This window comes from Streptomyces sp. NPDC058751 (assembly GCF_042746485.1).
Classification (GTDB): Bacteria; Actinomycetota; Actinomycetes; order Streptomycetales; family Streptomycetaceae; genus Streptomyces.
The window spans coordinates 14,862-40,116 of sequence record NZ_JBHYPZ010000024.1 but is presented as its reverse complement, the minus strand read 5'-3'; the positions used below and the strand labels follow the sequence as shown (position 1 = coordinate 40,116).

At 72.0% G+C, this 25,255-nt stretch carries 29 protein-coding genes and 1 pseudogene; 10 read left to right on the top strand and 20 right to left on the bottom strand.

Going from position 1 to position 25,255, the window contains the following annotated elements; all coding sequences use genetic code 11:
- Nucleotides 1–65: 65 nt before the first annotated feature.
- Nucleotides 66–239 carry a hypothetical protein gene (locus ACFW6B_RS22390; protein WP_386598264.1) on the bottom strand — a complete coding sequence of 58 codons (174 nt, stop codon included), beginning with the start codon at nt 237–239 and terminating at the stop codon, nt 66–68.
- 149 nt (nt 240–388) lie between these two features.
- Between ACFW6B_RS22390 and ACFW6B_RS22385 the strand changes: the two genes are divergently transcribed.
- Entirely contained in the window at nt 389–1,732 is a 1,344-nt protein-coding gene (locus ACFW6B_RS22385; RefSeq protein ID WP_386598263.1) for a helix-turn-helix domain-containing protein, read from the top strand.
- A 97-nt stretch (nt 1,733–1,829) separates the two neighbouring features.
- Here the strand turns inward: ACFW6B_RS22385 and ACFW6B_RS22380 are convergent, their stop codons facing one another.
- Together ACFW6B_RS22380 and ACFW6B_RS22375 are read right to left on the bottom strand one after the other, a co-directional pair.
- Nucleotides 1,830–2,561 (bottom strand): L,D-transpeptidase, encoded by a 732-nt coding sequence (locus ACFW6B_RS22380; RefSeq protein WP_386598262.1) that lies wholly within the window; start codon nt 2,559–2,561, stop codon nt 1,830–1,832.
- On the bottom strand, nt 2,551–3,108 hold the full coding sequence (locus tag ACFW6B_RS22375) for a SigE family RNA polymerase sigma factor (protein ID WP_386598261.1): 558 nt from the start codon (nt 3,106–3,108) through the stop codon (nt 2,551–2,553). Before ACFW6B_RS22375 ends, ACFW6B_RS22380 begins: the two co-directional genes overlap by 11 nt.
- Before the next feature lie 111 nt (nt 3,109–3,219).
- On the opposite strand from ACFW6B_RS22375, the gene ACFW6B_RS22370 reads away from it, so the two are divergent.
- The 3 genes from ACFW6B_RS22370 (at nt 3,220) to ACFW6B_RS22360 (ending at nt 5,436) form a co-directional block, all read left to right on the top strand.
- Entirely contained in the window at nt 3,220–4,161 is a 942-nt protein-coding gene (locus tag ACFW6B_RS22370; protein ID WP_386598260.1) for a L,D-transpeptidase, read from the top strand.
- A 132-nt stretch (nt 4,162–4,293) separates the two neighbouring features.
- Nucleotides 4,294–4,884 carry a hypothetical protein gene (locus ACFW6B_RS22365; protein WP_386598259.1) on the top strand — a complete coding sequence of 197 codons (591 nt, stop codon included), beginning with the start codon at nt 4,294–4,296 and terminating at the stop codon, nt 4,882–4,884.
- Between the two features lie 330 nt (nt 4,885–5,214).
- Entirely contained in the window at nt 5,215–5,436 is a 222-nt protein-coding gene (locus ACFW6B_RS22360; RefSeq protein ID WP_386598257.1) for a hypothetical protein, read from the top strand.
- A 113-nt stretch (nt 5,437–5,549) separates the two neighbouring features.
- On the opposite strand, the gene ACFW6B_RS22355 is transcribed toward ACFW6B_RS22360, so the two are convergent.
- Complete coding sequence (locus tag ACFW6B_RS22355) at nt 5,550–6,404, bottom strand: hypothetical protein (protein ID WP_386598256.1); 855 nt, start codon at nt 6,402–6,404, stop codon at nt 5,550–5,552.
- Nucleotides 6,405–6,603: 199 nt separating this feature from the next.
- Here ACFW6B_RS22355 and ACFW6B_RS22350 point away from each other — a divergent pair, with 199 nt between their 5' ends.
- Both ACFW6B_RS22350 and ACFW6B_RS22345 read left to right on the top strand, forming a co-directional pair.
- Nucleotides 6,604–6,918 (top strand): MerR family transcriptional regulator, encoded by a 315-nt coding sequence (locus ACFW6B_RS22350; RefSeq protein ID WP_386598255.1) that lies wholly within the window; start codon nt 6,604–6,606, stop codon nt 6,916–6,918.
- Nucleotides 6,919–7,195: 277 nt separating this feature from the next.
- Nucleotides 7,196–7,399, top strand: a complete 204-nt coding sequence (locus ACFW6B_RS22345; RefSeq protein WP_020871138.1) for a cold-shock protein — start codon at nt 7,196–7,198, stop codon at nt 7,397–7,399.
- Between the two features lie 111 nt (nt 7,400–7,510).
- On the opposite strand, the gene ACFW6B_RS22340 is transcribed toward ACFW6B_RS22345, so the two are convergent.
- Complete coding sequence (locus ACFW6B_RS22340) at nt 7,511–7,933, bottom strand: ATP-binding protein (protein WP_386598254.1); 423 nt, start codon at nt 7,931–7,933, stop codon at nt 7,511–7,513.
- A 297-nt stretch (nt 7,934–8,230) separates the two neighbouring features.
- Between ACFW6B_RS22340 and ACFW6B_RS22335 the strand changes: the two genes are divergently transcribed.
- Nucleotides 8,231–9,163, top strand: coding sequence for an FkbM family methyltransferase (locus ACFW6B_RS22335; RefSeq protein WP_386598253.1), 933 nt, complete (start codon nt 8,231–8,233; stop codon nt 9,161–9,163).
- Nucleotides 9,164–9,395: 232 nt separating this feature from the next.
- Here ACFW6B_RS22335 and ACFW6B_RS22330 read toward each other — a convergent pair whose 3' ends face one another.
- From ACFW6B_RS22330 to modA, 3 genes are read right to left on the bottom strand one after another with little or no spacing between them, the layout of a single operon-like run.
- Nucleotides 9,396–10,469, bottom strand: a complete 1,074-nt coding sequence (locus tag ACFW6B_RS22330) for an ABC transporter ATP-binding protein (RefSeq protein ID WP_386598252.1) — start codon at nt 10,467–10,469, stop codon at nt 9,396–9,398.
- Nucleotides 10,466–11,338, bottom strand: coding sequence for a molybdate ABC transporter permease subunit (gene modB / locus ACFW6B_RS22325; protein WP_386598250.1), 873 nt, complete (start codon nt 11,336–11,338; stop codon nt 10,466–10,468). Before modB ends, ACFW6B_RS22330 begins: the two co-directional genes overlap by 4 nt.
- Before the next feature lie 8 nt (nt 11,339–11,346).
- Nucleotides 11,347–12,192: a molybdate ABC transporter substrate-binding protein gene (gene modA, locus ACFW6B_RS22320; RefSeq protein WP_386598249.1), complete on the bottom strand. Its 846-nt coding sequence runs from the start codon at nt 12,190–12,192 to the stop codon at nt 11,347–11,349.
- Between the two features lie 227 nt (nt 12,193–12,419).
- On the opposite strand from modA, the pseudogene ACFW6B_RS22315 reads away from it, so the two are divergent.
- Nucleotides 12,420–12,778, top strand: a pseudogene (locus tag ACFW6B_RS22315) (hypothetical protein).
- 56 nt (nt 12,779–12,834) lie between these two features.
- Here the strand turns inward: ACFW6B_RS22315 and ACFW6B_RS22310 are convergent.
- The 7 genes from ACFW6B_RS22310 to ACFW6B_RS22280 form a co-directional block, all read right to left on the bottom strand.
- The gene (locus tag ACFW6B_RS22310; protein ID WP_386598248.1) at nt 12,835–13,230 is read right to left on the bottom strand and encodes a molybdopterin-binding protein; all 396 of its coding nucleotides are present in this window, start codon (nt 13,228–13,230) and stop codon (nt 12,835–12,837) included.
- 109 nt (nt 13,231–13,339) lie between these two features.
- Nucleotides 13,340–13,930, bottom strand: coding sequence for a hypothetical protein (locus ACFW6B_RS22305; protein ID WP_386598247.1), 591 nt, complete (start codon nt 13,928–13,930; stop codon nt 13,340–13,342).
- A 63-nt stretch (nt 13,931–13,993) separates the two neighbouring features.
- Nucleotides 13,994–15,358, bottom strand: coding sequence for a dipeptidase (locus ACFW6B_RS22300; protein ID WP_386598246.1), 1,365 nt, complete (start codon nt 15,356–15,358; stop codon nt 13,994–13,996).
- The gene (locus tag ACFW6B_RS22295) at nt 15,355–15,792 is read right to left on the bottom strand and encodes a hypothetical protein (RefSeq protein ID WP_386598245.1); all 438 of its coding nucleotides are present in this window, start codon (nt 15,790–15,792) and stop codon (nt 15,355–15,357) included. Before ACFW6B_RS22295 ends, ACFW6B_RS22300 begins: the two co-directional genes overlap by 4 nt.
- Nucleotides 15,789–17,258, bottom strand: coding sequence for an APC family permease (locus ACFW6B_RS22290; RefSeq protein WP_386598244.1), 1,470 nt, complete (start codon nt 17,256–17,258; stop codon nt 15,789–15,791). The genes ACFW6B_RS22295 and ACFW6B_RS22290 overlap by 4 nt, the downstream gene beginning before the upstream one ends.
- Nucleotides 17,259–17,972: 714 nt before the next feature.
- The gene (locus ACFW6B_RS22285; protein WP_386598361.1) at nt 17,973–18,317 is read right to left on the bottom strand and encodes a hypothetical protein; all 345 of its coding nucleotides are present in this window, start codon (nt 18,315–18,317) and stop codon (nt 17,973–17,975) included.
- A 306-nt stretch (nt 18,318–18,623) separates the two neighbouring features.
- The gene (locus ACFW6B_RS22280; RefSeq protein ID WP_386598242.1) at nt 18,624–18,968 is read right to left on the bottom strand and encodes a MerR family transcriptional regulator; all 345 of its coding nucleotides are present in this window, start codon (nt 18,966–18,968) and stop codon (nt 18,624–18,626) included.
- A 440-nt stretch (nt 18,969–19,408) separates the two neighbouring features.
- Here ACFW6B_RS22280 and ACFW6B_RS22275 point away from each other — a divergent pair, with 440 nt between their 5' ends.
- Nucleotides 19,409–19,783, top strand: coding sequence for a hypothetical protein (locus ACFW6B_RS22275; protein WP_386598241.1), 375 nt, complete (start codon nt 19,409–19,411; stop codon nt 19,781–19,783).
- 69 nt (nt 19,784–19,852) lie between these two features.
- Here ACFW6B_RS22275 and ACFW6B_RS22270 read toward each other — a convergent pair whose 3' ends face one another.
- The 4 genes from ACFW6B_RS22270 to ACFW6B_RS22255 form a co-directional block, all read right to left on the bottom strand.
- Nucleotides 19,853–20,167, bottom strand: a complete 315-nt coding sequence (locus ACFW6B_RS22270) for an SCO5918 family protein (protein ID WP_386598239.1) — start codon at nt 20,165–20,167, stop codon at nt 19,853–19,855.
- A 68-nt stretch (nt 20,168–20,235) separates the two neighbouring features.
- Nucleotides 20,236–20,538 (bottom strand): CBS domain-containing protein, encoded by a 303-nt coding sequence (locus ACFW6B_RS22265; protein ID WP_386598238.1) that lies wholly within the window; start codon nt 20,536–20,538, stop codon nt 20,236–20,238.
- A gap of 163 nt (nt 20,539–20,701) precedes the next feature.
- Nucleotides 20,702–22,198 (bottom strand): DEAD/DEAH box helicase, encoded by a 1,497-nt coding sequence (locus tag ACFW6B_RS22260; RefSeq protein WP_386598237.1) that lies wholly within the window; start codon nt 22,196–22,198, stop codon nt 20,702–20,704.
- A 492-nt stretch (nt 22,199–22,690) separates the two neighbouring features.
- On the bottom strand, nt 22,691–22,894 hold the full coding sequence (locus tag ACFW6B_RS22255) for a cold-shock protein (RefSeq protein WP_386598236.1): 204 nt from the start codon (nt 22,892–22,894) through the stop codon (nt 22,691–22,693).
- Nucleotides 22,895–23,625: 731 nt separating this feature from the next.
- Between ACFW6B_RS22255 and ACFW6B_RS22250 the strand changes: the two genes are divergently transcribed.
- On the top strand, nt 23,626–24,267 hold the full coding sequence (locus tag ACFW6B_RS22250) for a hypothetical protein (protein ID WP_386598235.1): 642 nt from the start codon (nt 23,626–23,628) through the stop codon (nt 24,265–24,267).
- A 101-nt stretch (nt 24,268–24,368) separates the two neighbouring features.
- Here ACFW6B_RS22250 and ACFW6B_RS22245 read toward each other — a convergent pair whose 3' ends face one another.
- The gene (locus tag ACFW6B_RS22245) at nt 24,369–25,034 is read right to left on the bottom strand and encodes a DUF4142 domain-containing protein (protein WP_386598234.1); all 666 of its coding nucleotides are present in this window, start codon (nt 25,032–25,034) and stop codon (nt 24,369–24,371) included.
- Nucleotides 25,035–25,255: the final 221 nt, after the last annotated feature.

Sequence of the window (25,255 nt, the reverse complement as noted above, 5' to 3'; positions counted from 1 at the left end):
CCCGCCCGAACGAGGATTTCCCCCCGCGGGGATTCGTCACCGCCGTACGGCCGTCGGCGGAGGCGTCACCGGACCGGGGGGAGCCCCTGATGGCCGGTCGTGTGGGTGGCGGTGCGGGCCGCGGGGGACAGGGCGGCCGCTCTCGCGGGGCCGACGTTCGCCGCCGTGACCAGCGCGGCGACCGCGATGACGGCGGCGAGGAACCCTCTGGAGTAGCGCGCGGAAATACGTCGGAGCACGGTGACCTCGCAACAACAGCGGCGTATTAAGCAGGCTTAATCCGGCGCTTAACGTAGAGGCTCCCGGGTTCCCGTCGCAAGAGGGTCCGGGACCGGACAGTAGTCAAAAGCCGGACCGAATCGGCTCGGCTTGATGGCATGCTTGACCCATGGCGGAGCGGGACGACCCTGAGATCATCGGGCGCAGGGTGCAACAGCTGCGTACGGAACGTGGATTGACGCAACGTCAGCTCGCGGAGCCGGTGTACACGCCCGCCTACATCTCCACGCTGGAGGCCGGCCGGGTCCGGGCCTCCGAGCCCGCCCTGCGGCACATAGCCGGCCGTCTCGGGGTCGCGTACGAGGAACTGGCGACCGGACGGCCCGCCCACCTCGCCATCGACCTGCGGCTGCGGCTGACGGACGCCCAGCGCACGCTCTCCACCGGGGAGGCCGAACCGGCCGCCGAGGTCTACGCCCTGCTGCTCGTGGAGGCGGAGGCCCACGGGCTGGTCGCCGAGCAGGCGGCGGCGCTTCTCGGACTCGGCGAATGCGCCCTGGACACGGGGGACCTGGAGACGGCGCAGCGGCGCTTCGAGGAGTCGGAGCAGCGGCTGGGGGACGCGCCGCTGCCGCAGCGGGTGCCCGCCGTGCGCGGACGCGCGGTCTCCCACTACCTCGCCGGTGAACTCCGTTACTCCTGCTACCTGTTCGAGTCCACCCTCGACGAGCTCAACCGGACGGGTCTGCACGATCCCGAGGCACTGCTCCTCCTCTACACCGGGGTCATCGCGCCCTACATGGACATGGGCGCGCACGCCCGCGCCGCCCAGGCCGCCGAGTTCGCGCTCGCCCTCGCGCCGCAGGTCCAGGACCCGGCCCTGGTGGCGCGGATGCACCGCTCGGTGGCGCGCACGATGATCGCCGAAGGGCGGATCGCCGAGGCCGACGTCTCCCTCGCCAAGGCCGCCGAGCTCTACCGGCAGCTCCAGATCCGCACCGAACTCGCCAACTGCCACTGGATGCGCGGGTACCTGTACGCCCAGAACGGCGAACTGGAGCGCGCGGAGGGCGAGTTGCGGGAGGCGCAGGCGATGCTCTCCGCGAAGCGGGCCGCGCTCTACACCAGCCAGGTCGCGGTGGAGCTGGCCGACGTGCTGCACCGGCGCGGCAAGTCCGAGGAGGCGGACGAGTTGCTGCGGGGGGTGCTCGGTGACCTGAGTTCCGAGCGGGGCGCCATCCACGCGGCCGCCGCGCACCGCCTGCTCGGGATCATCGCCGAGGACACCCGGGACACCGAGGCGGCGGAGGAGCACTACGTGCGGGCGATGAGCCTGCTGGAGCGGGCGGGCGCCGCGGGCGACCTGGCGGACCTGTGCCGGCTGCTGGGCGACCTGCTGCGGCGCACCGGCCGCGTGGAGGCGGCCCTGGACGCCTACCGCACGGGGCTCGGCCACCGCACCGCCCCGGGCACGACGACCCTCGGACCCGCTCCGGCCCAGCCGCCCCTCTGAGACGCGCGGGTGCCGGTCGTTCCGGGTGCGGGTGCGGGGGCTTCCAGGGGTGCCGGACGCCTGAGCGCGCCCGGCCGTACGGACCGCACGGGCCGCGCTAGCCGCCCGAGGTTCCCGAGCCCGAGGTTCCCGAGCCGGCCGCCGGGCCGGTGGCCGCGTCCGAGCCCGCCGTCGCCGTGCCCCGGGGCGCCGTCGAGGAGGCCGAGGCGCCGGCCGACGGCCTGATCTCGACCACCGCGCCCAGCTCCAGCCGCTCGTACAGCAGCTTGGCATCGGCCACGTCCAGGACGATCCAGCCGTGGCCGGCGTCGGAGACGCGGAGTCCGCGGGACGGCAGGCCGCCGACGTAGTCCGCCCTGCCGTCGGGTCCGGTGAGCTCGACCACCCAGGAGGCGCGGAGGACGTAGCCGCCGCCGAAGCCGACCGTCTTGCTGGAGATCCTCATGTCGGCCGCCTTCGCCGCGACCGTCATCCGGACCGTCGGGGCGTCCCCGGTCAGGGTGTCGCCGTGGAGCGTCAGTTCGTGGCCCGCGACCGAGATCACGCGCCTGCCCAGATCGATCGTCGCGTCCGGCTTCGCCACCGACGGGCTCGGGGCGGCGGTGGAACTCGCGGCCGGAGGAGTCTTCTGCTGCGCCCCGCCGCCCAGGCCCGCCACGACGACCAGGGCGAGCGCGCCCGCTATGGAGACGCCGGCCGCGGCCAGGGCCGTACGGCGGCGGCGCCTGCGGCCGCTCGCCCGGCCGCGGATCTCCGCCCCGCTCAGTACCGGAGGCTTCTCCGCCTCGGTCGCCAACGCGCGCAAGGCGGTGGCGAGTTCATCGGACACGGCCGCCCTCCCTCTGCCCCTTGCCCGGCGCGCCCGCGAGGCCCGACGGCCGCGCGGATCCGGCCAGATCCGCCGATTCCTCCGAGAACACCCGTGCCAGCGCCGCCCGGCCCCGCGAGAGCCGGGCCTTGACCGTGCCGACGGGGGCACCGGTTTCGGAGGCTACCTGCTCGACACTCAAGTCGCACAGATGGTGCAGAACGATCGCCATCCGCTGTGCTTCGGGCAGGGTGCGCAGCGCGGCCACGAGCGCGGTGCGCTCGGGCCCCGGGCCCGGGGCGTGGTCGGTGGGCGGTGTGCGCCGCACCAGTTCCAGCCAACGGCGGGCCCGGCGCCAGCGGCTCACCGCGAGCCGTGTCGCCACGGTCCGTATCCACGCCTCGGGAGCGCCGTCGGCGAGGAACTCGCGCCGCCGGTCCCAGGCGCGGACGAACGCCTCCTGGACCACGTCCTGCGCCTCGCCGTGATCCCCCGTGAACGCGTAGAGCTGGCCGGTCAGCCGGGGGAACGCGGTCGCGTAGAACGCGTCGAACTCGTCCTCGGTCATGCCCTCCGCCCGGATGTCCGCGAATTTTCGGGACGCGTGCAACCAGGCCGTCCCCGTCGCGCGTACAGGTCCCGTACGTCGCACATCGAAGCACACCACAGGGGGATCACCATGACCACGCAACTGCGCGGCCGCAGAGGGCGGTTGGCCCGCGCCCTGAGCGCGGCGGCCGTGTGCGCGCTCGCGCTCGCCGGATGCTCAGCGCGGGCGCTGGCCGACGGCGGGGCCGCCGCGGACGGCCCGTCCGCCTCCACGGCCGCCGACGCGACGGGCAAGGCCCGGCCGAAGCCCTCGGCCACGCCGCCCGAGCCCCTGCCGGGCGCGCACGTCAACATCGCCGACGGGCAGACCGTGGGTGTGGGCATGCCGATCTCGGTGACCTTCGACCGTCCGATACCCGCGGCCGAACGGGCCTCCGTGGAGAAGCAGTTGAAGGTGACCGCCGATGTGGAGGGCTCCTGGGGCTGGGTCAAGGACCGGAACCTCCTCGACGGGCAGCGCGTCGACTTCCGGCCCCGCGAGTACTGGAAGCCCGGAACGGAGGTCACCGTCCGGGCCGGGGCCGGAATCACCAGGCATTTCACGGTGGGCCGCTCCTTCGTCGCCACAGTGGATGTCCGTACACACTTCATGACGCTCGAAACGGCCGGATCGTCGCGCCGCGTACCGATCACGGCGGGAGCGCCGGGCATGGACACCTGGAACGGCACGATGGTCGTCTCCGACAAGGCGTCGAAGGTGTTCATGGACTCCAAGTCGGTCGGCTACGGCGACGCGTACGCGGATTACTACTACTACGCCGTCCACCTCACCACCTCGGGCACCTACCTCCACCAGAACCCGAAGGCGAACGTCTACGGCGGCCGTCAGAACGTCACGCACGGCTGTGTCGGACTCGCCACCGGCGGTCCCGCGAAGCAGTTCTTCGACGAGGTCATCCCCGGCGACGTCGTCAAGGTCGTCAACTCCCGGGACACGGTCGCCGTCGGCAACGGCTACGGCGACTGGAACCTGACCTGGGACCAGTGGCGGGCGACGAGCGCGCTCGCCTGACGCGCGTTCGCGCACAAGATCTCCGACCGGCGTCGTCCGGTCGGCGGGCGCGGGAGTCGGTACGGGGGCCGGCTCCCGCGCGCATCCGAAATATCCGCACCATCACGAGGAGTTGTCCGTATCATGACAAGCATGAAGAGGTGTGTGGCTGTGGCCGCGGTCGCCGTAGCGCTGATCACGGCCCCCACGGCGGCCCACGCCGTCTCGTCCGCGAACGCTGCGCACGTCACCGCCCTCTCGGCGCACGCGCCTGCCCTCTCGGTGCACGCTCCCGCCCCCCGGGCCGCGCAGACCGCCCCCACCGCCCGGATCGTCGCGCCGGGCGAGCACGTCACGGAGCCCGGCGGCGCCGAGTTCTGGCTGACGCCGGAGGGCAAGCACTGGACGACGCCCGACAACCCCGAGCCCCAGTTCAGGAGCGTGGTCGACGGCAACATCGATCTCACCCGGCCCGGCGTCTCCGCGACGGTCGAGGCCACCGCCGAGGGCCACGTCACGCTCTCGGGCGTGTACTACGGCGGCACGGGCACCGCCTCGCGGGTCATCGTGCGCACCACGGCCGGAACGCTGCACGCCAAGCTCCTGGAGCTCCCGGGCAACCCCGGCTGGGGCGTCTGGTACGTCAGCACCGACCTGTCCCCGGCTGAGGACGGCCTCGGCGTCGAGCACGTCGTCGTCCGGAACACCGAGGGCGGGGTCTACTCCCGGCTCGACCTGAAGTGAGTGCGCGGGCGCGGGAGCCGGACCGGCTCCCGCGCCCACGGCGGACGCCGGCCTCCGGCGCGGCCCGCCCGGGACTCGCCGTCGCGGGCCGCCGGGTCCGCGACGGCTCCGTGCCGGACCCGCCCGGCGAACCGCACCGCGCACCGGGAAGATCACGGAGCCGGTGCCCCGACGGCTGACCTCGGGGAACGCCCGGCAGGCCGGGGCCGGGGCCGTGCCAGGAGCGCTCCGGCCGCCGTGTCCCGTAGTCCTGGGGGACACCGAGTCGGAGTGGGATCGAGACCATCAGGCCCTGTCGTCCGCCGGATCAAGGCCCATACTGGATTCACGATGAGTAAATCCTCCGCGCCCCGGCGCCACCTGCCCACCAGCCCCTTCGCTGCACCCGTCGTCCCCGTGGCCAAGGAGTTCGGCCTCGGAGACCGCGTCTCCCACGACCAGTACGGCCTGGGCACGATCGTCGGCGTCGAAGAGGGCATCGCGATGCTCGTCGACTTCGGCGCCCGCCAGGTCCGCGTCCCGAGCCCCTACTCCCGGATGGACCGGCTCTGACCGGCCCCCTCTGACACCTCCGGCCCGCGGCGTCCTCGACAGAGGCCGCCCGGGCCGTGGTGCGTCCGGGCCGCGGTGCGTCCGGGCCGCGGTGCGTCCGGGCCGTGGTCCCGCTAGCCCTGCGTCGGGGCGGGTGACTTCCCCGCCAGGACGTCCTCCAGCCGGTTCGCGCCCGCCTTCACCGCCTGCTCGGTGGACTGGTGCTCGGCGCCGGAGAGGCCCCCGTTGGTGAGGGACAGGGCGCTGTCGCCGACCCGCGCCGCCGCGAAGTCCAGGGTCAGCGTCTCGGGGTCGCCCTCCAGCTCACCGCTCATCGTCACCCGCAGGCCCTGACGGGCGTCCCCCGCGTCGGGAAGGCTCGTCGAGACGACCTGGACGGTCTGCTTGCCGCCCTGGGCGTCGACGGCCGTGAACTCGTCGCAGACGTCCGGCAGCGTCTTCAGCCAGTCGAACCGGTCGTCCAGGGCGCTCTTCCCGTACGAGGCGACCTCGTAGCGCATCTGGGCCTCGTCGTCGCTGTCGTCGAAGCCGGTGACGGCGCCGGCGCCCTGCGGCTTGCCCAGCAGGTCCTCCGAGTACAGGCCGTCCAGCAGCTTCTGGCACTCCTTGGCGTTCTCCTTGTCGGTGACGAAGGCCGCCGTGTCGACCTTGCTCCTGAGCAGGGTGTCGCGCCAGGCCGCCACGCTCTTCGACTCCTCCCACTGCGATCCGAGGTCGGAGTTGGTGATCAGCGCCGACCGCGCCTCGGCCTCGGTGAGCGTCCGCACGGAGGGCGAGGGCGAGGGCGACGCGGCGCCGGGCTCCTCGGCGACGGGAGAGGCCGGGACCGCGGACGTGGCGGCCGGGGACGAGGGGGAGTCCGCACGGCCCGGGCCGCCGCCGTCTCCTCCGCCGTCCGAGCAGGCGGCCGTCGAGAGCAGCATCCCCGCGGTCAGGGCGGACGCGAGGAGACAGGACGGACGGATCATGCGAGGGCCTCCCGAGGACGGTCCCGAGGACGGGCTGTGTCCCTCCACGCCACCACCGGCCGGGGCCTCCCACCAGCGCACCGGTCCGTCCGGGTGAGCGCGGCACGCGGACGTCACCGGACCGGTGCCGGTGCCCGGGGCGGGTACCGGTCCCGATCTGCAAGAGTGGAAGGTGATGCACGCGCCCCAGGGAAGCACCATGAGCACCACCGACCGGTTCGAAGACGACGACTACCCCGCCTACACGATGGGCCGTGCGGCCGAGCTGATCGGCGCCACCCCCGCGTTCCTGCGCGCCGTCGGGGAGGCCGGACTGATCACCCCGTTCCGCTCCGGGGGCGGCCACCGCAGGTACTCCCGCAACCAGCTCAGGACCGCCGCCCGCGCCCGGGACCTCGTCGACCAGGGCACGCCCGTCGAGGCAGCCTGCAGAATCGTCACGCTGGAGGACAGCCTGGACGAGGCCCTGCGTCTCAACGCGGAGCTGCGCCGCTCGACACCGCAGGACGCGTGAACGGCCTCCGGACACCCTCCGCGAGCGGTTGCCGACAGGGTTCGAATATCTGCTCCGGTCGACACAGAATTTGGTGCACGGGCCCGCGAGATTTTGATATTCCCGGTCTCGTGGTGAGATAGTGCGCCCACTTCGAGGCGATCGGCGTGCTACTGTCGATTTCAGTTGCAGTTGTGGTTCCCAAAGTTTTTCCCGGTGTAATCCGGTTGGGGCTCAATGCGGCGATGCGGGTCCGCGCAGTGCGGATCTTCCGAGCTAAGCCCCAAGGAGATTTGGTATGGCTACTGGCACCGTTAAGTGGTTCAACGCGGAAAAGGGCTTCGGCTTCATCGAGCAGGACGGCGGCGGCGCCGACGTCTTCGCCCACTACTCGAACATCGCCACCTCCGGCTTCCGTGAGCTCCAGGAAGGCCAGAAGGTGACCTTCGACGTCACGCAGGGCCAGAAGGGCCCGCAGGCGGAGAACATCGTCCCCGCCTAGTCCGGGACACAGGCCGGCCGTCTGTATTTCCGCGGTCATTGAAATGATGAAGAATTTTTTTGGCGCCCTTTCCCCTTTTCGGTGGCGCCAAACCTGGATCGTGACTTCTTTTCACTGCACCGCCAGGACCGCCCGTACGGTCTTGCCGCCGAAGCCCGTGCTCACGATCTCCAGGCTGTGGGCGAGCTCCTGGACCATGGCCAGGCCCCGGCCGCTTTCCGATTCCGCGTCCAGCGCGCCGATCCGCGGCCGCCCGGGACTGTCGTCGTGGACCTCGACGGTCACCCGCCCGTGCCCGAGCTGCAGTCGCAGCCGGCAACCGCTGCGGCCGTGCCGTACGGCGTTGGCGACGAGCTCGGAGGCGATCAGTGTGGCGTCGTCCACCTGGTCCGCGGTCGGCGGCGCGAGCCGTGGCCGCGGCCGGGTCAGGAACGCCGTGGTCAGCTTGCGGGCCCTGCCCGCCGAGACGGCCGTGCGCGGCAGTGTGTACTCCACGCGGGCGGTCGGCCTGACGGTGCGCCGGTGCGCGCGCATGACTGACACCTCACTTCCCCCTCCCAGGACGACCGGTACCCGTCCGACGGCTCCGTCCCCGTCGGCCGGGACCCCGCGCGAGTCGGTGCGCGGCCGGTCCTGCCCTCGGGTGATGCCCCACCCGGGCGGCCCGCAACCAACGAGCCGCGTCACAAAGCCGCCACGGGATCCTCCAGGGCCGCCGCGGTGCCGCGGCCGGGGCCCGTCCGGGCGGACGGCCGCCTCCGTCACATGGCCGGAAAAGGGGGATCGGCCAACTCCCGGTGAACCGGCGGGGATGTCTGACAGGGTGGCCTCATGGCGACCTTCCACAGAAAGCTGCTGGGTCTGCTGCCCCGTCTGGGGGTGCAGGTGCTGGACCTCGGATCGGGAGCCGCGGTGGTCTACCGGCGCGGGGTGCGCAGACGCGTCGCCCTGGGCAAGGGCGCCGATCTGGTCCTGCGGGGACGGACGGCGGGCTGGAAGCAGGTGCCGCTCGGGGGCACCGGCGCCCGTCTCCTGCTCGACGAGAGGGAGACGGCGGCCGACGAGCGCAAGTTCCAGCTCTCGGCCGCGTCCTACCTCTGCGGGCAGCACGTCACGGCCCTGCTGGAGAGGTACGAGGTGAACTGCGTCTTCGACGTGGGCGCCAACTCCGGCCAGTACGGGCGCCAGTTGCGCCGTCTCGGCTACACCGGCCGGATCGTCTCCTTCGAGCCGACCGCGGAGGCGTTCGAGAAGCTCCGGCAGGCGGCCGAGGGGGACCCCGACTGGTGGGTGCACCGGATCGGCCTCGGCCGCGAGGACACCACCCAGTCCATCCATGTGGGCTGGAACACCATGAACTCCCTTCTCCCGCCCAGCGATTACGGCAAGGACCGCTACAAGCGCTTCGCCAAGACGCGTACCGAGGAGATCGAGGTCCGCCGACTCGACGGGATGATGGACACGGCCCTCGCCGGGATCGACGCCCCCCGCCCCTATCTGAAGATGGACACCCAGGGCTACGACCTGGAGGTGTTCGCGGGCGCCGGGGAACGCGCGGAGGACTTCGTCGGAATGCAGTCGGAGGTCGCGACGCTGCGGCTGTACGAGGGCAGTCCCCGCATGGGCGAGGCCATCGCCGTGTACGAGGAGCGCGGCTTCGAGATCAGCGGCATGTACCCGGTGTCGCGGGAGGAGGCGACCGGCCGGGTGGTGGAGTTCGACTGCGTGATGGTCCGCGCGACGGCGGCCCCCGCGGCCACGTAGAGGGCCCTGGGACCTGTCCGGTGCCGTACGCCGCCGCACGTGCCCGGGTGTCGGGTCCTAGGTCCTGTCGTCAAATTCCCGCCTGCCTCGCGACGCCTGGCACGCACTCTCGCCGCACCGGGCGAAAGCCCCAGTACGTCCAGTACGAGGACTTCCGCCCGGCACGCCGAGAGCACGCACCAGGCGCCGCGAGGCCGCCCTTCGGGCGACGACGGGAATTTGACGACAGGCCCTAGGCCGGATAGGCGTGCGTCTGGGCCGCCTTCACCGTGGCCCAGACGGACGAGCCCGGATGCAGGCCGAGTTCCGCCGCGGCGACCGTCGTCAGGTCGGCGGCGAGCGGGAGTTCGCCGGTGAGGGCCACCCGGATCTGGTCCCCGTGCGTCTCCAGCCCCGCGACCCGGCACCGCCACAGGTTGCGGGCGCTGGAGCCGGTGGGGCGGTCGCGGTGCAGGGTCACGGCGGACGGCGGGAACGCCACGAAGACGGGCCCGTCGAGCCGCTCGGTCGTGGTGATCGCAGGGCCTGCCTCCAGCCGTACGGTGTGGCCCTCGGCCCGCCCCCGGTAGAGGTTGAGCCCGACCAGCTGGGCGATGTAGTCGGTGCGCGGTCTGCGGGCGATGTCCGACGGGCCGCCCTCCTGGACCACCCGGCCGTCCTCGACGACCACGAGCCGGTCGGCCAGCACCATCGCGTCGAGCGGATCGTGCGTCACGAGGACGGCTACGGCCTCGAAGTCGGCCAGATGGTGCCGGAGCTGGGCCCGCACGTCCAGCCGGGTGCGGGCGTCGAGCGCGGCGAGCGGTTCGTCGAGCAGCAGCAGCCGGGGGCGGATGGCGAGGGCGCGGGCGACGGCGACGCGCTGCGCCTGACCGCCGGAGAGCCGGCGCGGCCTGGTCCCGGCGAACTCGGCCAGGTCCATGCGCTCCAGCCACTCGGCCGCCAGGGCCCGGGCCTCCGCCTTGGACACGCCCCGACAGCGCGGTCCGAAGGCGATGTTGTCGAGCGCGGACAGGTGCGGGAAGAGCAGGTAGTCCTGGAAGACGACCCCGACGGGGCGGGACTCCGGCGGCGTACGGTCCAGCCGGACGCCGTCCAGCAGCAGCCGGCCGCCCTCGGACAGCGGGGTGAGACCGGCCAGCGCGCGCAGCGCGGTCGTCTTGCCCGCGCCGTTCGGGCCGAGCAGCGCGACGACGTCGCCGGGGGCGGCGGACAGTTCGACGTCGAGGCGGAACGAGCCGCGCCGGACGACGAGACGGGCGTCGAGGCCGGTGCCGGTGCCGGTGCCGGTGTTCGTGTCCGTCATGAGGCCGCCGTCATCCAGCGGTCCCGCAGTCCGGCGAGGACCGCGACCGACACCAGGAGCAGGACGAGGCTCAGGGCGATCGCCGCGTCGGGGTCGCTCTGGAGGGCCAGATAGACGGCCAGTGGCATGGTCTGGGTACGGCCGGGGAAGTTGCCCGCGAAGGTGATCGTCGCGCCGAACTCGCCGAGGGCGCGTGCCCAGGCCAGCACGGAGCCGGCGGCGATGCCCGGCGCGACCAGGGGCAGGGTGACCCGGCGGAACGCGGTGAAGCGTGAGGCGCCGAGGGTCATGGCGGCCTCCTCGTACCGCGGGTCGGCCGCCCTCAGGGTGCCCTCCACGCTGATCACCAGGAAGGGCATCGCCACGAAGGCCTCGGCCACGACCACCCCGGCCGTGGTGAAGGGCAGCGTGATCCCGAACCACGAGTCGAGCAGTTTCCCGACGACGCCGTTGCGGCCGAGGGCCAGCAGCAGCGCGACACCGCCGACCACCGGAGGCAGGACGAGGGGCAGTGTGACCAGGGCCCGGACGAGCCCGCGGCCGGGGAACTCCGTGCGCGCCAGCAGCCAGGCGAGCGGCACGCCGAGCACCAGGCTCACCGCCGTGGCCGCCGTGGCCGAGAACAGGGAGAGTCGCAGGGCCTGCCACACCTCGGGCTTGGCCAGTTGTTCCGGCAGGCTGCGCCAGGGCGCCCGTACGAGCAGCGCGACCAGCGGGAGGAGCAGGAACACGAGCCCCGCGAGGGCGGGCAGCAGCAGGGGGAGCGGCGCCCCGCCCCGCATCCTGCCCGGCGTCCGCCCGCGCCGCGGCCCACCGGTGAGGGCGTCGGCCGGGGCGGGCGGGGCTCCTGAGGAGTCGGGCGGGGTCATGGGGTCGATCATGGCTTCAGGAAGCCGGCCCCCGTCAACACCTTCTGGCCCTCGGGGGACCGCACCAGGGCGATGAACGCCTTGGCCACGTCGGTGTTGTGCGCGTCCTTGAGCAGGGCGATCGGGTAGTCGTTGACGGCGTCGGCGGACTCGGGGAACTCCACGCCCTCCACCTTGTCACCCGCGGCCCTCACGTCGGTCTTGTACACGATCGCCGCGTCGGCCTCCTTCAGCTCGACCTTGGTCAGGGCGCTCTTGACGTCCTGCTCGTAGGAGACGGGAGTGAGCTTCAGCCCGCTCGCGTCCAGGGCCTTCTGCGCGGCGGCGCCGCACGGCACGGTCCTGTCGCACAGGACGACCTTGAGACCGGACCTGGTCAGGTCCTTCAGGGAGGAGACCTTGTCCGGGTTGCCGGGCAGGGTGGCGATCTCCAGCTGGTTGCGCACGAAGGTGGCGGGGGCGGTCGCGGTGCCGCCCCCGTCGGTCACGATGGCCATCGTCTTCGGGCTGGCCGCGGCGAAGACGTCGGCCGGGGCGCCGCCCGTGATGCTCGCGGCGAGGCTGTCGCTGCCGCCGAAGCTGAAGGTGACCTCGGTGCCCGGGTGGGCCTTCTCGAACCGCTCGCCGAGGGTCGTGAAGCTCTCCTTCAGGGAGGCCGCGGCGAACACGGTCACCGTGCCGGAGAGCTTCGACGAGGAGGACCCCTTCGTCTTGCCGGACGAGTCGGACGAGTCGGACGAGCCGGTGTCGGAGGAGGAGCAGGCGCTCAGGGCCAGCAGCGCGGCGGCACCGGCGCCGGCCACCCGCAGGGTCCGGGCGGTGCGTCGGGTCCGGCGCGCGGATCGGGTCGTCACGGATCTACTCCCTCGAAGACGTCGGAGGCCCGGAGGCGTGCTGAAGCCCCCGGCGTGATCCCCGGTCCTGGGGCCACGCTCTGCCACAGCCTGATCATAACTTCCGCATATGCGAGCTGTAAGTCGCCTGCCGCATTGCATGAGCTGTGCCCAACGGCACCTGATCCATGCATGTGCGTTTGCCCGGGGTCGGTCGCCGGGTACGGTTCACCGGGAGGTGCTGTCCAGTGAGCCAGTCCCTGACACAGCCGACGCCGCCGACGCCGCCGGCTCCCCCGCTCGCGGAGCTCGCGCTGACCGGTGACCTCGCGCGGCCCGCCCTGCTGACCGTGCCCGACCTGTTCGCCTGGCCCCGGCACCGGGCGCGGACGGCCACCACGCGCTGCTCACCTGGGTCGAGATCGACCCCGACTTCGCGGACGCCCCGGTGCTGCTCGCGGTCGGCATCGACGGCACCCCGTTGGACCGGGCCGGGCCGCAGCTCGTCCTGCCGCAGGACCGGTGCGGGGCCCGGCACGTCAGCGGTGTCGACAGCATCCGGGTGGATGGCCGTCGTCCGTCCCGGCCGGCCGGGGGCCCCGGCTGACCGTCCGCGCCCGGTGGTCGGTGCCTGGTGGTCGGCGCCCGGTGTCCGGCGGTCGGTCAGGTGCGGTCGATGTGCACGTTGGTCGACTTGACCCTGGCCGTGGCCTCCACGCCGACCTCCAGGCCCAGTTCCTCGACGGCCTCCCGGGTCAGCAGGGAGACCAGCCGGTGGGGTCCCGCCTGGATCTCCACCTGGGCCGCAACGTCGCCGAGCTTGACGGCGGTGACGATGCCGGGGAAGGCGTTGCGGACGGACGTGGAGGACGTGACGCCCTCCTCACCACCGGTCCTGGCCAGCTCCACCGAGAACGCGGCGAGGTCGCGGCCCTCGATGAGGCGCCGGCCGCTCTCGTCCCGGTGGGTGGCCACCCGCCCGGCGTCCGCCCAGCGGCGGGCGGTGTCGGGGCTCACGCCGAGGAGCCGGGCGGCCTGGCCGATGGTGTAGGACTGCATGGCCGCGACGATAGGCAGGTGCTTCTCGCCCCTGCAAGCCGAACCCCGGGCGCGGCGCGAGCGGTTGAGGGCAGGTCGGAGGGTCCCTGCCCCTGGACCGTTGTCACTGTCAGAGGGCCGACGCCGATTCCACGTGCTCCACCCTGATGCGTTTCGCCCAGAACGGGCCGAGGTCCTTCTTGAGGACGCGGTAGGCCTTGGCCGGGTCGTCGACGCCGAAGTACACGAAACCCCTGGGGTCCGGGGCCACCTCCCGCAGGTCGAACTCGCCGTCCCAGCGGTCCATGCGGTCGCCGGTCTGATCGATCACGGCTTCGAGCCGGCGCGCGGTGACGTCGGTGTCGTGCAGCCGCACCCGTATTCCTTTCTCCGCACGGGCGCAGATGTCCGCGTCGAACGCCTTGGAGGGGATGCGGTACACGTGAGCCGTTCGCGGGTCGTCGTCGGCGGTCAGACCGGTGAAGACATGTGCGTAGCGTGTCTCGCCCCTCTTCCCGGCGTACTCCAGCAGTCGGTACAGCGAGAGTTCCGGGTCGGGCGGGCCGCTCGTCGGCCGGGTGCCGGTGCACACGGTCACGCGCTCCGCGGCCCGGCTCTCGTCCCCCACCGCACCGGCGCTCGACCCCTGAACCGCGGCGAGTGCCGCGAGACTCGCCGTCACGACGCCGGCCGTGTTCCTGATCCTGCTCCGCCTGTTCATCGAGCCCTCCCCGTTCTCCGTACCGCACTGTCGGTACGGGGACGCGCGAGCGGGCGGATATGTTCAGCGGCCGCGGCTCCCCGAGGCCGCGTAGGCGCGGAGGAAGAGCGCCTCGACGTGGGCCATGTGCTCGATCTCGGAGGGGTCGACGCTCTCGTTCGGCGCGTGGATGAGGCACTTGGGCTCCTCCACGCCCATGAGGACGATCTCGGCGCGGGGGTAGGTCTCGGCGAGGACGTTGCACAGCGGGATGGAGCCGCCCTGGCCGAGGAAGGCCATGGGCCTGCCGTAGACCTCGTCCATGGCCCGGCCGAGCGCCGCGTACGCGGGGCCGTCGGTGGCCGCCCGGAAGGGGGCGCCCGCGCTCTCGTCCTCGACCTCGACCCGGGCTCCCCAGGGCGCGGCCCCGGTGAGGTGCCGGGTGAGGGCCGCGCGGGCCGTCGCCGGATCCGTGCCGGGCGGGATCCGCAGGCTCACCCGGGCCCGCGCGGTGGGCGGCACGGCGGCGGCGGAGCCGACGACCGGGGGGCAGTCGATGCCGAGGACGGTGACGGCGGGGCGGGCCCACAGCCGGTCGGCGACCGTTCCGGTCCCGGTGAGACGGACGCCGTCCAGGACACCGGCGTCGGCGCGGAACCGCTCCTCGTCGTAACCGGCCCCCTCCCAGACGCCCTCGCAGTCGAGGCCCTCGACACGGGTGGCGCCGGTGGCCGGGTCGCGCAGGGTGGAGAGCATCTGGACCAGCGCGGCGAGCGCGTCCGGGGCGGGGCCGCCGAACATGCCCGAGTGGACCTCCCCGGCCAGGGTGTCGACGGTGACGACGACGTTGGCGAGGCCGCGCAGGGTGACGGTGGCGGTGCCCGTGCCGACCTCCGCGTTGCCGGTGTCGCACACCAGCAGGGCGTCGGCGAGGAACTGCTCGGGGTGCTGGGCGACGTAACTCTCCAGGCCGCCCGTGCCCTGTTCCTCCGACCCCTCGGCGACGAACTTCAGGCCGACCGGGATGTCGTCGCCGAGCGCGCGCAGGGCGGTCAGGTGCATCACGATGTTGCCCTTGCAGTCCGCGGTGCCCCGGCCGTACCAGCGGCCGTCGCGTTCGGTGAGGGCGAAGGGCGGTGTGGTCCAGGCGTCGTCGTCCAGCGGCGGCTGCACGTCGTAGTGGCAGTACAGCAGGACGGTGGGGGCGCCGGGCGGTGGCGGCCGGTGCCCGATGACCGCGTGGCTCCCGTCGGGCGTCTCGGCGAGGTGGACGTCGTGGAGCCCCGCCTCGGTGAAGGCCTCGGCCACCCACAGCGCGGCCCGCCGGCATTCCTCGGGCGGGTACTGGCGCGGGTCGGCGACGGAGGGGATGGACACCAGCTCGGCCAGGTCGGTCCTGGCCCGGCCCATCAACCCCGAGATCTTCTCGGCGAGTTCGGACACGGTCACCGCCTCACCGTGTCGTCGGTCTTCAGGTCGTCGAGCTTGTCATTGATCCTGTCCAGCTTCTCCGGGCAGTAGATCTCGATGATCGTGGCCTCGGCCCGAAGGGCCCTGCCGTCACCGATGACGGGCCGCTGACCGACGAACGCGGCGCCGTTGGACACGTTGATCTTCCACAGCGCCGACTTGAGGGCGCTGGCCGGATCGTCGCAGACCAGGCCGCCGTCGTCGCCCAGGACGCTCGCGATCAACTCGGTGTCGGGGCGCGGCAGACCGGCCTCCTCGGCGGCGTCGGCGAGCTGGTTGGCCTTGCTCGTGGCCTGGTTGTTCGTCGTGATGGCCGCGTAGCGCACGAGTCCGGCCACGACGAGACCGAGCAGCACCACGATCGCGCCCCAGTAGATCCACTTGTGCTCCGATGCGAACCGGGTGGGACTCATGCCCCCGCCTCCTCCTCGCGAGCGGTTTCCGTCTGCCAGCTCGGCTTGCGGAACTTCAGGAACGCCCAGGGGATCAGCAGGCCGAGGAGGCCCAGGCCGCTGCCGATGATGACGACGTACAGCAGGACGCTGTTGCTGCCGAACTGCGAGGGCGGCACGAAACCGATGATCATGGCCGCGGCCGAGGCCAGGAAGCCGACGACGCACACCACGTTCAGGGCGGGCACGCGGTAGCCGCGCGGGTGGTCGGCCTGGTTCTTCCGCAGCCGCATCGCGGCGACGAACATCAGCAGGTAGACGATGAGGTACACCTGCGTGGTGATCGTCGAGAAGATCCAGTACACGTTGGAGACGTTCGGGATGAAGGCGTAGCCCAGCGCGATCACCGTGGTCACGACGCCCTGGGTCACCAGGATGTTCTGCTGGATGCCGAAGCGGTTCAGCCGCTGGAGGTACGGCGGCAGGTAGCCCTCGCTGCGGGAGATCTCCAGCAGGCCCTTGGAGGGCCCGGCGAGCCAGGTCAGCATGCCGGCCAGCGACGCGGAGATCAGCATCACGGCCGCGATCGGTGTCATCCAGCCGATGTCGAAGTACGCGAAGAACGCGTCGAACGCCTGCATGACACCGGCGGTGAGGCTGGTCTGGTTCGCGGGCACCACCCAGCTGATGGCCAGCGCGGGCAGGATGAAGATCAGCAGCACCAGGCCCATCGCCAGGAACATCGACTTCGGGTATTCCTTCGCCGGGTCCTTCAGCGACGACACGTGGACGGCGTTCATCTCCATGCCGGAGTACGACAGGAAGTTGTTGACGATCAGCACGAGGCTGGCCAGACCCGTCCACTGCGGCAGCAGATGGCTCGCCGTCATGGGCGCCGCCGAGGGGTTGCCCTGGGCCAGGAAGACCATGCCGAGCACGACGAGGATCGTGCCGGGCACCAGGGTGCCGATGACCAGGCCCCAACTGGACAGACCGGCGAGGGCCTTGGTGCCGCGCGAGGAGATCCAGACACCGGTCCAGTACAGGACCACGATGACGATCGCGGTGTAGAGGCCGCTGGAGGCCAGGGCCGGGTCGATGATGTACGCGATGGTGCTCGCCACGAAGGCCAGCAGGCTCGGGTAGTAGAAGATCGTCATCGCGAACTGGCACCACACGGCGAGGAACCCGAGCGGCTTGGACAGTCCCTCGCTCACCCAGCGGTAGACACCGCCGTTCCAGCCCGAGGCCAGTTCCGCCGAGACCAGGGCGGTCGGCAGCAGGAACACGATCGCCGGGACCAGGTAGAGGAACACGCAGGCCAGGCCGTACACCGCCATCGTGGGGGCGGCCCGCAGGCTCGCGACCGAGGCGGTCGTCATGAACGCCAGCGTCAGCCAGGTGAGCCTCGGCGCCGCCGGGACCGCGGCCCTGGCGGTCCGCGCGCTCTCCCGTGGTGCGTCCGCGGGCATGTCCATCGAGCTCATTGGACGCCTCCCTGTTCCCGTGTCGAAAGCGGTGGGACCAGCCTCCGTGCGGGTGACCGGCACCGCGCGCCGGGTGGGCCGTCCGGGTGAGCGGGGTTTCCCGGCGTTCCGGCGCCTCCCGGGGTGAGGCGGTGGTCCGCTCGGGTGCGCGGTCTCACCCGTTCGGACCGCCTCGCTCGCCGGGCGGGCCGGGGCTCCGCACGCTGGTGGCGGGTCCGCGCGCATCCCGGCGGGCGGCGGCCCCCGCGTCGAGGGGAGGCGGCCGATGGGACCGGACACGCGGGCCGCACCGGACGACGTCGCCGCGTTCCTGACCCGTCCTGCAGTCCCTGGTCACCAAGGCGATCGGCGAGACGGGCGGGACGCTCGTCGCGGCCGCGGTCCTGGCCGCTGCCGCGACCCGGCTGAGCCCGCGGCCGCACCGGCTCGGGCTGGTCCTGCCCGGCTTCTTCACCCTCACCGCCGGCTCCCTCGGACAGGAGGGGGCCGACGGCAGTGTCATCGGGGTTTCCGTGACCTGCTGAGACTCGTCACGGTCGTCACCGCCATCGTCGGCGGCCCGGTCCTCGAAGTGGCCCTCGTCCGGCCGGCGGGCGTCGAGCGCTGAAGGGCGGCACCTCTCCGCGCGACCGGGGGAGCCGCACCGTCGACGTGCACCGGGAGCGGCGCCGACTCACATGCGCAGCAGCCGCGAGCACCGGGAGGGGTGCTGACTCACATGCGCAGCAGCCGCTGGGTGATCTCGCTGTACTGCCGCAGAGCGTGGCGGAGTTCCTCGCCCTGGGTCTCGGGGTCCTGGTCGTGCCAGCCGTCGTGCAGGGCGCGTCGGCGTTCCGTGAGGGCGCTCATGAGCCGGGCCGCGGCCTCGTCGAACGCGGTCTCGGCCTCTTCCAGCGCTTCGAGCGGGCTGTGCGCGAACGTGTTGAGGGCGTGGTGGAGCCGCTGGGTGACGTCGGCCCGCTCGGCCGCCGCGAGCAGCGGCTCCGGGCCCGGCGTACGACGTCCGGCGGAGCCGGGCCGCCCGTCCGGCGGCTGTTGGGCGCGTGTCTGGTCGTACATCATCGTGGGCCACTTCCTGTGCGTCGTACCGGCCGGGCGCGCAGGGTGATCCGGTGGCGACGACCGGTGGTGTCGATCGGGCGGGGCGTTTCGGAAGGGCGTCACCGTGGGGATCACGCCGCCACGGTTACCGGAGGAATGGGCTGTACACCGGCTGTCAGTCAACTGCTGGGTGATCCCCTGTGTCAACGTGATCCCCCAACCGGGTCGCGGACGCACGCCGTCCGCGTCTGCCGATCGGGGGTGCCGGCCGGGGCGCGATTCCGTGCGGGCGGGCCGGCCGGTCCGGTCCGGTCCTGGGCGAGGTCAGCCCGCGCCGGCTCGTTCCTGCGCCGTTCGCGCGGCGCGCCGGTACTCGGCGTTGATGCGCTGGGCTTCCTCGAGTTGGTCCTCGAGGATGACGATGCGGCAAGCGGCTTCGATCGGGGTTCCCTTGTCGACGAGTTCCCGCGCGCGGGCGGCGATCCGCAGCTGGTAGCGGGAGTAGCGCCGGTGCCCGCCCTCCGAGCGGAGCGGGGTGATCAGACGGGCCTCACCGATGGCTCGGAGGAAGCCCGGCGTGGTGCCGAGCATCTCGGCTGCCCTGCCCATCGTGTACGCGGGGTAGTCGTCGTCGTCGAGACGACCACTGAGCGGAGTGTCTGCTGTCATTTCACCTCGTTGTGGCACGCGTCGAGGGGCCCTGACGCCGTACGGCACCAGGGCCCCGAGGGAATTGAACACCATCCGTCGGCTCTACTGCGGAGTCGACCTTCTGTTTCCGCTACCGGGCCCGAACGACGGGCGGGCGAGCGGGGATCGCGTATGCGTGACCTGGAACCACCTTCCATTCCGGGCTCTTGCGGCACCCGGACCCGGATACGTCGCGGGCCGGGCGATCCTGATGGCGTCTGCCTCCTCGGTTCTTCCTCTGGACCGAACACTTGCCGAGCCGGTGCCCAAGTGCGCCGGGGCGGCGATGTCTACAGAAGAAACCCTAATCACGTCAGAGGTCGATGTCTACTGTGGCAAAGGTAGATTTCGAGTGGTTCGAGGCGTAGACAATCTGCGGCGCGCAGCGACCGGCGGACCGCTGAACAGAAGGGACTTCCATGTCGAACCCCGACGAGCTGCTCGTTGACATCTCCGCCATGGTGGAGTCCGGGCACAGCACTCAGATGTCGTTGACCGTGATCGTCGGCGGCGCCGTGATCACCGGCCGTCTGGCCCCTGAAGCGGTGTGGCGGGAGCGGGTGTCGGAGGTCCTGAAGGACTCGGACCGTCTCGGGCCGTTCTCCGACGTCTTCGACCCCGGCCGGGTGCCGGACCGAGGTGACAGCGCCGGGGCCCCGGCCTATCTGCACTTCCATCTCGCCCGCATCCTTCAGGGCAATGTCGGAATCCCCGAGACCGGTGGGATGTACCGGGTCGCGATCGAGGACGTCAGTGCATGGACCGTGGGCGACTTCAGGTACTCCGACCAGTGACACGCGATGAGGGCCCCGCCGGTCTGTGCAGGCGGGGCCCTCATGGTGTCCTGGTGCAGGCGGACGTCCTCAGAGTCCGAGCGGGGCGGGGCCGCCGAGCAGGGACGAGGCGTTCTGGAACGGGCTGAGCGCGCGCGGGGGCGCGGCCGCCTCCGGGGTGCGGCAGGTGAAGCCGAGGCGGGCCATGGCCCGGGTCACTTCCCCGCTCGTGAAGTCGCGGCGGTCCTGGCGGGTGATGACCTCGCCGACCTGCTTGACGGGATAGTGGCAGCGGCCGATGATCACCGACTCGCCCGTGATCGGTTCGGGCTTGATCCCCTTCATCGACTCCAGCACTCCACTCTTGGAGAGGTCGAACGGGAAGCGGGCGATGACACAGCGCATGAAGCCTCACAGGTAGCGGGAGAGGGCCGGCGGGGCCGGGGTCGGAACGGCCGGGAACGGCGGGATGCTCAGCTGGAGAGGGCGAGGGTGCCCGGCGTGCGGCGGAGACCGAGGACATCGCGTACGCGGATCCGGTCCGTGTACGCGGAGCAGTCGCGGACGACGGCGAGCTGGGCCTCGGTGACCGAGTCCGTGTGCTGGTCGTCCTCGTCGCACACGAGGAGGCGCCCGACACGGGCGCCCGCCATCACGGCCAGGGCCACCTCGACGGTCATGTCGCCCCGCACCCGCAGCCCGGACGCGTCCTCCGGGTCGACGAGGACGGCCGGGACGGGTCCCACGGAACACGGCTGCATCTGAACGAGCGTCAAGGGTGCCTCCTGCGGGGTGGGTGTGGTGCGGAGTGCGGCGACCGGTCCGCGGTCTCCCTCACCGGTCGCTGGTGAGGGAGACCGCGGACCGGTGTGCCGGGGCCTGAACTGCCGGGCCGCGGCCGGGTCCTCGCTCGGCCCCCGGTCGCTGCGGGGTCCCGGACTACTGCTGGGCGGAGCGGTGCGCGGCGGTACCGCTGGACCGACCCTGGCCGGAGCGGCCGCGCCGGCCCCGGGAGGAGGCGGATGCGCCACGGCGGGGACGCTCCGTCACCGGTGCGCGGATGACGACCGGTATGCCCGAGGGAGCCTGGGCGCCCGTGATGCGGCTCAGCTCTTCCTCGCCCGAACGCACTTGACTGGTCTGCGGGGTGATGCCGGCGGCGGCCATCAGCCGGCTCATGTCGCGGCGCTGGTTGGGCGTCACCAGGGTCACGACGCTGCCGGACTCGCCGGCACGGGCCGTACGGCCACCGCGGTGCAGATAGTCCTTGGGGTCGCTCGGGGGGTCGACGTTGACCACGAGGTCCAGCTGGTCGACATGGATGCCGCGCGCCGCGACGTTGGTCGCCACCAGGACCGTCACATGCCCGGTCTTGAACTGCGCCAGGGTCCGCGTGCGCTGCGGCTGGGACTTGCCGCCGTGCAGGGACGCCGCACGGACTCCGCTGTTCAGCAGGTGCTCGGTCAGCCGGTCCACCGCGTGCTTGGTGTCCAGGAACATGATCACCCGGCCGTCGCGCGCCGCGATCTCGGTGGTCGTCCGGTGCTTGTCCGCGGCGTGCACGTGGAGCACGTGGTGCTCCATCGTCGTGACCGCGCCCGCGGACGGGTCCACGGAGTGGACCACCGGGTCGGTCAGGTAGCGGCGGACCAGCAGATCGACGTTGCGGTCCAGGGTGGCGGAGAAGAGCATCCTCTGTCCCTCGGGACGCACCTGGTCGAGCAGTGCCGTGACCTGTGGCATGAAACCCATGTCGGCCATCTGGTCGGCCTCGTCGAGGACGGTGATGGCGACCTGGTTCAGCCGGCAGTCGCCCCGCTCGATGAGGTCCTTGAGCCTGCCCGGAGTCGCGACGACGACTTCCACCCCGCCGCGCAGGGCACCTGCCTGCCGGCCGATCGACATCCCGCCGACCACGGTGGTCATCCGCAGTCGCAGAGAACGGGCGTAGGGGGCGAGCGCGTCGGTGACCTGCTGGGCCAGTTCTCGGGTCGGTACGAGGACCAGGGCCAGCGGCTGCCGGGGCTCCGCACGCTGCCCGGCGGTACGGGCCAGCAGCGCGAGGCCGAAGGCCAGGGTCTTGCCCGAGCCGGTGCGGCCCCGGCCGAGTACGTCACGGCCCGCCAGGGTGTTCGGCAGGGTCGCCGCCTGGATCGGGAAGGGAACCGACACGCCTTCGTGGCCGAGCGCCGCCAGCAACGGCGCCGGCAGGGCGATGTCGGCGAACGCCTCCACGGCCGGCAGGGCGGGCGTGGTGGTCACCGGTAGTGCGAACTCGCCCTGCAGTGAAGCTTGTTGGCGTCCGTAGCCCTTCGACCGGCCGGGCGCTCCGGACCGGCCGGTCGAAGCGGCCCCGAATCGGCTGCCGCCCCTTCGGGCGCCGGCGCCCTCCGTGCGGGTGCGGGTGAAGCGATTGTTGGTGCGCGTGCGGTTCATGCGGAACCTTCCTTGAACGGGCGCGTATCAAGGAATTCCCGCAGCGAACGAGCGGCGCAGAGAATCGCGAGAACGAGCCGAATGAAATTCAGCACCGAATCGGATCGGTGAAGAATTCTCGCGGGATGTGATGCCCGAAGAGCGGCGATATCCCGGAATCAGGGGAACGGCAGGTGGAGAGGAAGAGGGGTCGTGTGCCGGCTCGGAACGGGCATCGAGCGGGAACGGTCCGGACGTGGAGCAGGAGTGACCAGGGTCGGACCGGCGGGGCTCAGGGGCAGATCAGGTGTGGCCGGGGGGCGGGCCGGGTGTGCATCTGGAGCGGCGGCGTCGGCCGGGAAAGGGGGCGGAAAGATCGTCCGGAACCCGGGACCCGGAAGCGCGGTCGTGGGCCGAACTCGCCGCGGACTGCCGGGACGCCTGCGCCGAAAACGCGGCGAGCTGGGGCCCGCACCCCAAGGTGCGGGCCCCAGCTGTGCCATGCGTGCGATGTCAGGCGGAAACGATGTTCTCCGCCGTCGGGCCCTTCTGGCCCTGCGCGATGTCGAAGGACACCTTCTGGCCTTCCTGGAGCTCACGGAAGCCGGAGGTGGCGATGTTCGAGTAGTGGGCGAAGACGTCGGCGCCGCCGCCGTCCTGCTCGATGAAGCCGAAGCCCTTTTCCGCGTTGAACCACTTCACGGTGCCAGTAGCCATGTCAATTCTCCTTCGGGACGGTGCCCGGGATCCGCGCCGTGCGGATCCCGCGTCGCCGTGATGATTGCCCCGCCGGAAAAAAGACCGGAGATACAAAAGAGCTTCACCCATAAGGGCGGGGTGAATGCTCGCAAGTTTTTGGGAACCACAACTGCAACTGATGTCGACAGTAGCACGGAGCGGTCGATTGTGCGCGGCCGAAAATCTCACTCCGACTGTCGATCAAGAAATCCTCGTGACGTCCGGCATCGATTTCTCACGTCGCTGCTGCAGATATTGGATCGCCCGGGTCGCAGCGTTTCTGCCCAGGAGCCGTGCGGCGGGGTCCGGAATGCGTGAAGAAAATCGAACCCGCATCGGCATCGGTGAGGAGGCCGCCCCCGCCGTTCCCGCCCGGGCCGACGGGCGGGACCTTCGGCGACCGACCCGGATCCCTGCCCGCCCCCTGCCCCGTCCGGCCCGGCACCGTGCGGTGGTCGCGGTGGCCAAGGGCGGGACGACGGCGCTCACGGCGACCGCGCGGTACGTATGCGGAATCGAGACCGTCCCGCGTCCCCCTTCCCGCAACTGCCGGGCGGTTCCGTGCTGTCCTGTGGGGCAGAATCCGCGGCCGCGCGAGCGACGGCCGCACGCCGTGGTCGCGCTGGCCGTGACCATGACTTCGCCGGTCGGAGCGACCGAGAGGGCCGACGGGAGCCGGCCGGGCGGAGTCGTCGAGAACGAGGTGGGGCATGTCCGGTCTCGGACGTACGTCGGTACTGGCGCTGGCGGGCGGGATCCTGCTGCTGACGGGATGCCAGGAGACGGCGGGCACCGGCTCCGCCGCGGGCGCTTCCACGTCCGCGGCGGGCACCCCGGCCTCCTCCGCGGACGCCTCGGCCGGGGCGTCCGCCCGGACGGACGACCCGGACCCGGTCACGTCGCCCTCGTCGAGTCCCGCCCGCACGGCCGCGCCGTCGGACGGTCCGGCCACCGGCTCCCCCGCCCCGGCAGGCTCCTCGCCCGCCGCCCCCGCGGGCTGCCGCAACCTGCCCGCCGACGCCGGGGTGAAGGCCGAGGTCACGCGCATGTACCGGCACGACGTCACCCACTTCGAACACATCGAGTCGGCACCGCACATGTTCTTCTACGGCCGGTGCGGAACCGTCCGCTACGCCGTCACCCGCTTCCGGCCCACCGCGGGCGCCACACAGGCGGAACTCGTGGCCATGCAGGACGAGGGAAGTTCCGCCAAGTACTTCCGCGACTCGGGCGGCGGCTGGGTCTACGTCGCGAGCGACGGTCTTCCCGCGGGCCCGAACGGCTGCGCGGACGTCCCGGCGATACCCGACGCCCTGGCCGCCGCCTGGGGAAACTGCTCGATCGCACCCTGACCCTCACGGCGGGACGACGGTGCTCATGGCGGGACGACGGTGCTCATGGCGGGACGACGGCGCTCACGGTGGGACGACGGTGCTCACGGCGACGACGGCGCTCATGGCGACGACGGTGCCGGGAGCGCGGTCTGCCGCGCGGACGGAGACGCCGTGGCGTTCCGCGATACGGCGTCGAAGTCGACGTATCCGGTCTTCTCCAGCGCGGAGATGTGGCCGAGCTCGGTGCGGTTGATGACCGTGGCCAGTTCCCGCACCAGCGTGTTGCGGGTGCTGCTGCGCACCTGCGCGAGCTGCTGGAAGACCCTGCCGTGCTCTTCGCGCAGCAGGTTCGCGAACAGCCGCGGGTACTCGCCGTCCTGAGCTGCCGTCAGCTGCGCCAGCCAGCCCTGCTGTTCGGCGGTCGGCCGGTCCGGCAGGGGGATGGCGAGGTCGGCCGCCAGCTTGCGGACGCGCCTGTCGAGGTCGGTGTGGCCGGCCACCAGCTGCTCGCCCGCCTCCTCGACCTCCTTCGTCGGCGCCCGGTCGATCGCCTGCCGGCCCGCGGACGTCTCCCACAGCCCGTCCAGCTCCACCTGCACCACGAGGTCGCGGTCGGCGGCGCTCAGCGGCCCCCAGGGCGTGTCCACCAGGGGGCCGGGGTCGGCGATGGCGGCCTTCACCGCGTCGAAACGGTGGGGGTACGAGTAGAACACCGGGTACAGGAGCGAGCCGAGCGTGCCGCCGATCGCCAGCACCAGCACGACCGAGCCCAAGTTGCGCCGCAAGCGAGCCTCCCTGAGGACCGGCTGTTCTTCGGCAGCCTTCACACGGCCGGTGCGGTCCGTACCGGCTGGAGCCGTTCTTGGCGCGTACCGAGTGCTCCGGCCCATCCCCTACGGGGGAGAAGGGAGTTGCGTGGGCTGGGGCACCCGGCCGCCCAGCCAGAAGATCACTCGGCCCCGCGGGGCCGATAGGGCCGAACGGCCCCGGGCGAAGGGCCGTACGG